Origin of the sequence: Dactylosporangium siamense, assembly GCF_016862795.1 — a bacterium.
Lineage (GTDB): Bacteria > Actinomycetota > Actinomycetes > Mycobacteriales > Micromonosporaceae > Dactylosporangium > Dactylosporangium siamense.
Window position 1 is genome coordinate 45109 of record NZ_BONQ01000185.1, and the last position, 6997, is coordinate 52105.

General features: G+C 73.5%; 8 protein-coding genes. 4 read left to right on the plus strand and 4 right to left on the minus strand.

Annotated elements, in window-relative coordinates:
- Positions 1-12: 12 nt before the first annotated feature.
- Genes Dsi01nite_RS53770 through Dsi01nite_RS53785 form a run of 4 tightly spaced genes read right to left on the minus strand, consistent with a single transcriptional unit; the run spans position 13 to position 3729 of the window.
- On the minus strand, positions 13-987 hold the full coding sequence (locus Dsi01nite_RS53770) for an oligopeptide/dipeptide ABC transporter ATP-binding protein (RefSeq protein ID WP_203854278.1): 975 nt from the start codon (positions 985-987) through the stop codon (positions 13-15).
- On the minus strand, positions 984-1847 hold the full coding sequence (locus Dsi01nite_RS53775; RefSeq protein WP_203854279.1) for an ABC transporter ATP-binding protein: 864 nt from the start codon (positions 1845-1847) through the stop codon (positions 984-986). Before Dsi01nite_RS53775 ends, Dsi01nite_RS53770 begins: the two co-directional genes overlap by 4 nt.
- Complete coding sequence (locus Dsi01nite_RS53780; RefSeq protein ID WP_203854280.1) at positions 1844-2665, minus strand: ABC transporter permease; 822 nt, start codon at positions 2663-2665, stop codon at positions 1844-1846. Before Dsi01nite_RS53780 ends, Dsi01nite_RS53775 begins: the two co-directional genes overlap by 4 nt.
- A complete protein-coding gene (locus Dsi01nite_RS53785; RefSeq protein ID WP_203854281.1) occupies positions 2662-3729 on the minus strand; it encodes an ABC transporter permease in 1068 nt (355 codons plus the stop codon). The genes Dsi01nite_RS53780 and Dsi01nite_RS53785 overlap by 4 nt, the downstream gene beginning before the upstream one ends.
- 200 nt (positions 3730-3929) lie before the next feature.
- Between Dsi01nite_RS53785 and Dsi01nite_RS53790 the strand changes: the two genes are divergently transcribed.
- The 4 genes from Dsi01nite_RS53790 to Dsi01nite_RS53805 all read left to right on the plus strand — a co-directional run.
- On the plus strand, positions 3930-4826 hold the full coding sequence (locus Dsi01nite_RS53790) for an IclR family transcriptional regulator (protein ID WP_203854282.1): 897 nt from the start codon (positions 3930-3932) through the stop codon (positions 4824-4826).
- Positions 4823-5353 carry a hypothetical protein gene (locus Dsi01nite_RS53795; RefSeq protein ID WP_203854283.1) on the plus strand — a complete coding sequence of 177 codons (531 nt, stop codon included), beginning with the start codon at positions 4823-4825 and terminating at the stop codon, positions 5351-5353. The genes Dsi01nite_RS53790 and Dsi01nite_RS53795 overlap by 4 nt, the downstream gene beginning before the upstream one ends.
- A gap of 27 nt (positions 5354-5380) precedes the next feature.
- Positions 5381-5755: a hypothetical protein gene (locus Dsi01nite_RS53800; protein WP_203854284.1), complete on the plus strand. Its 375-nt coding sequence runs from the start codon at positions 5381-5383 to the stop codon at positions 5753-5755.
- Positions 5752-6997, plus strand: a 1246-nt coding sequence (locus Dsi01nite_RS53805; protein WP_203854285.1) for a Zn-dependent hydrolase, incomplete at its 3' end; no start/stop codon positions are given. The genes Dsi01nite_RS53800 and Dsi01nite_RS53805, both read left to right, overlap by 4 nt.

Genomic DNA, 6997 nt, shown 5'->3' on the forward strand with positions numbered 1-6997 from the left:
ATCTCAGTTTCGTCATCGCGGTTGTCGGTGGGTCACCGGGCACGCGGCGAAGTGGTCGGGCCGGAACTCGGCCAGGGAGGGTTGCCTGGTGGTGCAGCTCGCCTCGGCGAGCGGGCAGCGCGACGCGAGCACGCAGCCCGGGTTGCGGTCGAAGGGGCTCGGAATCTCGCCGGTGAGGCGGATGGTGCGGTGGTGCCCGCCGTGCGCCGCAACGGGCGCAGCGTCGATGAGGGCCTGCGTGTACGGGTGCGCCGGATGCCGGAGCACCTCCGCGACCGGGCCGGTCTCGATCACCCGGCCGAGGTACATCACGGCCACGGTGTGCGCGATCCGGCGCACGGTGTGCAGGTCGTGCGAGATGAGCAGGTAGGCGAGGTCGTTCTCGCGCTGCAGCCGGGCCAGCAGGTCGAGCACCACACCGCGGGTGGAGGCGTCCAGCGACGCGGTCGGCTCGTCGAGGATGACGACCTTCGGCTCGACGGCCAGGGCCCGGGCGATGCCGACGCGCTGGCGCTGGCCGCCGGAGAGCGCGGCCGGCCGCCGTTCGAGGATCGCCTCGTCCAGCTCCACCGCCGCGAGGAGCTCCCGGATGCGGCGGGCCCGGTCGGCGGGGGAGCGGCGCAGGTGCAGCCGCATCGGCTCGTCCAGGATCTCGCGGACGCGCTGGCGCGGGTCCAGCGAGGAGCGCGGGTCCTGGAACACCATCTGGATGTCCTTGTAGATGTCGCGCCGGCGGCGGAACGCCGACAGCGGGCGGCCGTCGACCAGGACGGTGCCGGCGGTCGGCTCGACCAGCCGCAGGATGGACCGGGCCAGGGTCGACTTGCCCGAGCCGCTCTCGCCGACCACGGCCGACGTCCGGCCGGCGTGCAGCTCCAGGTCGACCCCGTCGACGGCGCGCAGGGTGCGCCGGGACCCTCGGCTGCGCACGGTGAACTCGGTGCGCAGCCCGGTGACGCTCAGCAGTGGCTTCCCCGGCTCGGTCATGCCGTCCCCTCCGGTTCCGTGTCCTGGTTGGCCGTGTCCTGGTTGGCCGTGCCCTGGTTGGCCGTGCCCTGGTCGACCGTGTCGCGGTTGGCCGCGAGCAGGGTTCGCGCGTAGTCGGTGGCCGGGTCGGAGAAGAACGTGGCCGCGTCGGCCTGCTCGACCACCCGGCCGCGCCGCATCACCACCACCCGGTCGCAGGCCTCGCCGACGAGGCCGAGGTCGTGGGTGACCAGGCAGGTGGTGAGGCCGGCCTCCTGGGTCAGCGCCACGATGAGCTCCATGACGTCGGCCTGCGTGGTGACGTCCAGGCCGGTGGTCGGCTCGTCGAGCAGCAGCAGCCGCGGCTCGCACAGCAGGGCCATGACGATCATCACGCGCTGCGCCATGCCGCCGGAGAACTCGTGCGGATACTGGGCCATCCGGCGGCGGGGCTCGGGGATCGCGACCCGGGCCAGGGTCTGCTCCACCAGCGCGGCCGCGTCCCGGCGGGAGAGCCCGCGGTGCAGCCGGGCCACGTCGCACAGCTGCCGCCCGACGGTGAGCACCGGGTTGAGCGACGAGCGGGCGTCCTGGAAGACCATCGCGATCTGCGATCCGCGCAGGGCACGGTAGCCGGCCTCGTCCAGACCCATCAGCTCCCGGCCGTCGAAGCGGATCGAGCCTCCGGTGACCAGGCCGGGCGGCTGCAGGCCGAGGATGGACAGGGCGGTCAGCGACTTGCCGCTGCCGGTCTCGCCGACGACGGCGGTGATGCCGCCCGCCGGCAGGTCGAACGACACGTCGTGCAGGACAGGGGTGTCGCCCGCGCGTGTGCGGAACACCCCGGAGAGCCCGCGCACCTCGAGCAGCGCCGCGCTCATCGCTCGTCCCGATCGACGATGCCGTCGCCCACCAGGTAGAAGGCGGTCGACAGGAGCAGGATGCCGAGGCCGGGGAAGAGCGAGATCCAGTACTCGTCGGGGAAGTCGCGGCCGCCGGCGATCATCGAGCCCCATTCCGGGCTGCCGGGCTCGATGCCGACGCCGATGAAGCCGAGGCTGGACACGACGATCGCGACCCAGGCGGCGTTGACGGCGGCGTAGGACACCAGCGGGGTGAGGCTGTTGGGGACGAGATGCCGGGCGAGCACGCCGGCGCCGCTGTTGCCGGCGAGGATCGCGGCGTCGGCGAACTCCCAGCCGCGCCGGGCCTTCACCTCGGCGCGGATCAGCCGCAGGTAGCCGGGCAGGCCCACGAAGGCCACCACGACGATGACGTTGACCAGCCCGTTGCCCAGGGCCGCGACCAGGAGCATGGCCAGCAGGAGGGCCGGGAACGACTGCAGGACCTCGGTGACGCGCATGATGAGCCAGTCGGTCCAGCCGCCCCAGTATCCGGCGACGGCGCCGAGCACGCCGCCGATGGCGAAGGCGAGGGCCACCGCGACCACGGTCAGCCAGACGTCGGTCGCGGTCGCGGCCAGGGTCATCGAGAACACGTCGGCGCCGGCCTGGTCGGTGCCGAACCAGTGCCGGGCACCGGGTGCCAGGAACGGGTCCCCGACGCCGGGGGTGTTCGGGTCGTACGGCGTCCACAGCCGGCCGACGAGCGCGGCGACGAGCAGCAGCAGCATCAGCGCCGCACCCAGCCGGGCGGACATCGGATGGTGCCGCCACCAGCGGCCCGGTGCGGCGCTCATGAGCGCGTCCTCGGATCGGCGGCGGCGTAGGCGAGGTCGACCAGCGCGTAGAGCACGACGTAGACGACCGCGGCGTAGAGCACGAAACCCTGCAGGGCCGGGAAGTCGGACTGCTGCACGGCGACCAGGGCGTACTGCCCGATGCCCGGCCAGCCGAAGACGCCCTCGACCAGCACGGCACCGGTGAACGCGAACGCGACGCCGTTGGCGATCATGGTGATCACCGGCAGGAGCGCGTTGCGCAGGGCGTGCGCGGTCAGCACCCGGCGGTGGGGGAACCCGTAGGCGGTGGCGGTGCGCACGTAGTCGCTGCGCAGTGCCTCCACCATGCCCGAGCGGGCCACCCGCGTGATCGGTGCGAAGATCCCGCAGGCCAGCACGGCCACCGGCAGCACCAGCTGGGCCGCCGCGAGGCCGGCCGTCTGCGTGTCGCCGGCCAGCAGCGCGTCGAGCACGTAGGAGCCGGTCATGGTCGGCGGCGGGTCGACGCCGGCGGGGAGCCGCCCGATCGGGCCGGGCAGGATCCCGAGGCTGACGAAGAACAGCGAGAGCAGCATCAGGCCGAGCCAGAACGGCGGCATGGCCAGGGCGGCCACGGTGACGACGCGGATGGCGTGGTCGGCGAGCCGGCCCCGGCGCAGCGCGGCGACGATGCCCAGGCCGGTGCCGAGCGCGACGCCGATGATCAGGGCCGGCACGGCCAGCTCCAGCGTGGCCGGGAACCGGTCGAGCAGGTCGTCGCTGACGGGCTGGTTGGTGCCGAACGAGGTGCCCAGGTCGCCGCGGGCGAGGTGGCCGAGGTAGATGCCGTACTGGCTGACGATCGAGCCGTCCAACCCGAGCTCGGTGCGGACCGCGTCGCGGACCTCGGTGCCGGCCCCGGGCGGGACGAGCAGGCCGATCGGGTCGGGTGCGACGACCCGCACGACGAGGAAGGTGAAGGTGACCACGCCCCAGATCACGAGCAGGGCACCGCCGAGCTTCCGGCCGGCGAGCAGCGCCACCGCCGCCAGTCGCGCGGCGGCGGGTTCGGCAGTGGGTCGGGCAGTGACTGTGCCTACCAAGCCGGACCTCCTCAAACTCTGTTTCCGTGTGGCGGAAACTGCATTTCCACCATCGATCGGGCAAGTATTGGAACGTCCCGCGCAGCTGTCAAGAGGAGGCATTGACAAGCCAGTACAGTGGCTTCAATACTTCGGACCTCGCGGAAACAACGATTTCGTGTGGCGGAAACATGTGCGACACGAGGGATGGGGAACGGCTGATGGGCAAGACTGGCGAGGAGAAGCCGATGCACGTCGTCGTGCGTGCGCTTGCCGTGCTCAATCACCTCTCGAGCTACCGGCAGGGGCTGACGCTGCAGCAGCTGCACCAGCAGCTGGAGATCCCGGTCGGAAGCATGCACCGGCTGCTGGGCACCCTGGAGCACGAAGGCTTCGTCAGCCGGTCGCCGACCACGAAGCGGTACGTGCTCGGCGCCAACGCGGTCAAGCTCGGCCACAGCGACGACTACGAGCCGTTCCTGATCCAGCCGCCGGCGGCACTGCTGGAGGCGGAGCGGCTGCTCGGTGAGACCGTCGTCCTCACCCAGCTCATCGACGGGCGGGTGGTGGCCGTCTCCATCGCCGGCACGAAACGGCCGCTGCGCCTGTTCGTCCGCCTGGGCCAGGAGGTCCCGCTGCACGCCGCGGCCTCGGCCCGGGCGATCCTTGCCTACCAGGACCCGGCCCTCGCCGAGGCGCTGCTCTCGTCGTTTCCGCGCCCGTCGTTCACGGCCGGCACGGTGCGCGAGCTGAACCGGATCATCGACCACCTGGCACTGATCCGCGAGCGCGGGTTCGACGTCTGCGACAACGAGCTCGACGAAGGCGTGTGGGCCGTGTCCGCGCCGGTCCACAGTGGACCGGCCGGCCGGGTCAGCACCGCGGTGACCGTCTGCGCCGCGTGGTCGCGGGTGGCCGATCCGGCCGAGCGCGCGGCCGCGGCCCGGGTGGTGCTCGACACCGCGCAGCGGATCTCCCGGGAACAGGGCTACGACAAGCCGTTCGCGGCCGACCCGGGCGTGGCCGAGCTGACCGACCTGTTCGCCGGCGACGCCGCGGCGCACGGCCTGCCCGCCGGCCGTGCGCCGCGGGTGTCCGGGGTCCGGGCCGAGTCGTGAGCCCGTTCACCCTGGCCGCGCTGGACCGGTCCCCGGGCGAGCTCGCCGCCGAGCTGGCGGCCGACCTCTGGGCGACGAGCACCGGCGCCGCGGACGCGGCGGCCCGGTGGCTGTCCCGACCGGCGCTGCTGCGCCGGCTGGCGGAAGGGCTGGCCGGGCACGTCCCCGCGACCGCCGACCGGATCGCGGCCGGCGGGCCGGGCGCCGCGGCGCTCGGCGCGGCCGTGTCCCTGTGGACCGGGCTGCCCTTCGTCGCGTTCCCCGAAGGTTCGGACGTGCCGGATCGCGACTGGTGTACGCCGGAGCTCGGGGAGCTCGACCGGGGTGACCGGGTGGTGGTCGTCGCACTGAACGGGGCGACCGCTCGGGATCTGGTGCCACGGTTGCGCGCGGACGGGGCGGTGATCGCCGCGGTTGCCGTCGTCGTCGCCGAGGAGCCAGGTGTCGCAGGTGTCGCCGTCGTCGCCGAGGAGCCCGGTGCCATGGCGCTCGTGCGTCGCGGCCCGCACGGCTTTGTCCCAGCCTGACAGCTCGCACGTGACAGGAGGAGTCTCATGCCCATGACCAACCGGGCCGATCCGTCCAATGTGGAACTCGCCGGCGCGGCACTGGCGGAGGTCGCCGCGCAGCACCGTCCGACTTCGGTGGTGAGCTGGTCGGCCACGCTCGACGTGCTGCTCGCCCATGTGGTGGCCCGGGAGCTCGGGATCCCCCGCCTGGAGGCGGACCTCGATCTGGGCCGGCTGCTGCTGGACGGCCACGACCCGTCCGACGGGCTGAGCGCCGAGCGGGTCGTCCTCGTCGCCGACGCGATCACCGCCGACCGACCGATCGAGCCGCTCATCGCCGCGGTGGCGGGCGGCGGTGGGCAGGTCGTCGCGGTCTGCTCGGCCCGCGACGGCGTCAGGACGGCGGACCACACGCCATGACACCGCCGACCGCCCTCGACGCGGCCGCACTGGACACTGTGGACAGTGACCGGATCGCGGCGCACCTGGACCGGTTCGCGCGGCTGACCGAGGCCGGCGAGGGCTGCACCCGGCTCGCGTACACCCCCCTCGAACGGGAGGCGCACGCCGTCTTCGCCGCCCACATGAGCGGCCTGGGCCTGCTCGTGCACACGGATCCGGCCGGAAACACGATCGCCGAACTGCCCGGCGACGCCGCCGCCCTCGGCACGGGTTCGCATCTGGACACCGTCCCGCACGGCGGCGGGCTCGACGGGATCGCCGGAGTGGCCGCGGCGATGGAGATCGCTGAGGTGGTGACCCGCCGGGCTTCGGCGCGCCGGCGGACGTGGCGCTTCGTCGCCTTCGCCGCCGAGGAGGGCGCCCGGTTCGGTCAGGCGTGCAACGGCAGCCGGATGGTCGCCGGTCTCACCGGCCGGGCCGACCTGGACCGGCTCGCCGACCGCGACGGCCGCACCATGGCCGAGGCGATGACCGCCGTCGGGTTGACCCCCGACCGCGCCGACGAGGCCCGCTGGGCACCCGAGGACTGGCACGCGTTCGTGGAGCTGCACATCGAGCAGGGCGAGGTCCTGCAGTCGCGCGGCGCCGACATCGGCGTGGTCGACCTGATCTCCGGCAGCACCCGGCTGCGGGTCGCCGTGCACGGCCGGGCCACCCACTCCGGCGGGACGCCGATGCACCTGCGCCACGACGCGCTCGTGGTCGCCGCGGAGTGCGTGACGCTGGGCGACCGGCTGGCACGCGACGCACGGCACCACGGCACCCGGGTCACCGTCGGGCGGCTCGAGGTCGAGCCCGGCTCGATCACCACGATCCCCGGCGCGGTCGACTTCTCCGTCGACGTCCGCGACGTGGACACCGTCCGGCAGCGCGACGTGGCCCGGCGGCTGGCCGCCGAGTTCGACCGGATCGCCCGGTCCCACGGCACGAGCGTGCGGGTCGACGTCCTGGCCGACACCTCTCCGGTGCTGCTGTCCGCCGCGCTCGCCGGACGTGTCCGCGACTCGTGCGCCGCGCTCGGCCTGTCCTACCGGGTGCTGCCCAGCGGCGCCAGCCACGACGCCCAGCAGGTCAACCGGATCACCCCGGCCGCGCTCGTCTTCGTGCCCAGCCGCGACGGCGTGAGTCACGCGCCGCAGGAGTACACCACGCCGGCCCAGATCGCCGCCGGCACGAAGGTCGTGCTGCGGACGTTGCTCC

Coding starts and splice junctions, on each gene's coding strand:
- Dsi01nite_RS53770 (WP_203854278.1), bottom strand. CDS start 987: ATGACCGAGCCGGGGAAGCCACTGCTGAGCGTCACCGGGCTGCGCACC.
- Dsi01nite_RS53775 (WP_203854279.1), bottom strand. CDS start 1,847: ATGAGCGCGGCGCTGCTCGAGGTGCGCGGGCTCTCCGGGGTGTTCCGC.
- Dsi01nite_RS53780 (WP_203854280.1), bottom strand. CDS start 2,665: ATGAGCGCCGCACCGGGCCGCTGGTGGCGGCACCATCCGATGTCCGCC.
- Dsi01nite_RS53790 (WP_203854282.1), top strand. CDS start 3,930: ATGGGCAAGACTGGCGAGGAGAAGCCGATGCACGTCGTCGTGCGTGCG.
- Dsi01nite_RS53800 (WP_203854284.1), top strand. CDS start 5,381: ATGCCCATGACCAACCGGGCCGATCCGTCCAATGTGGAACTCGCCGGC.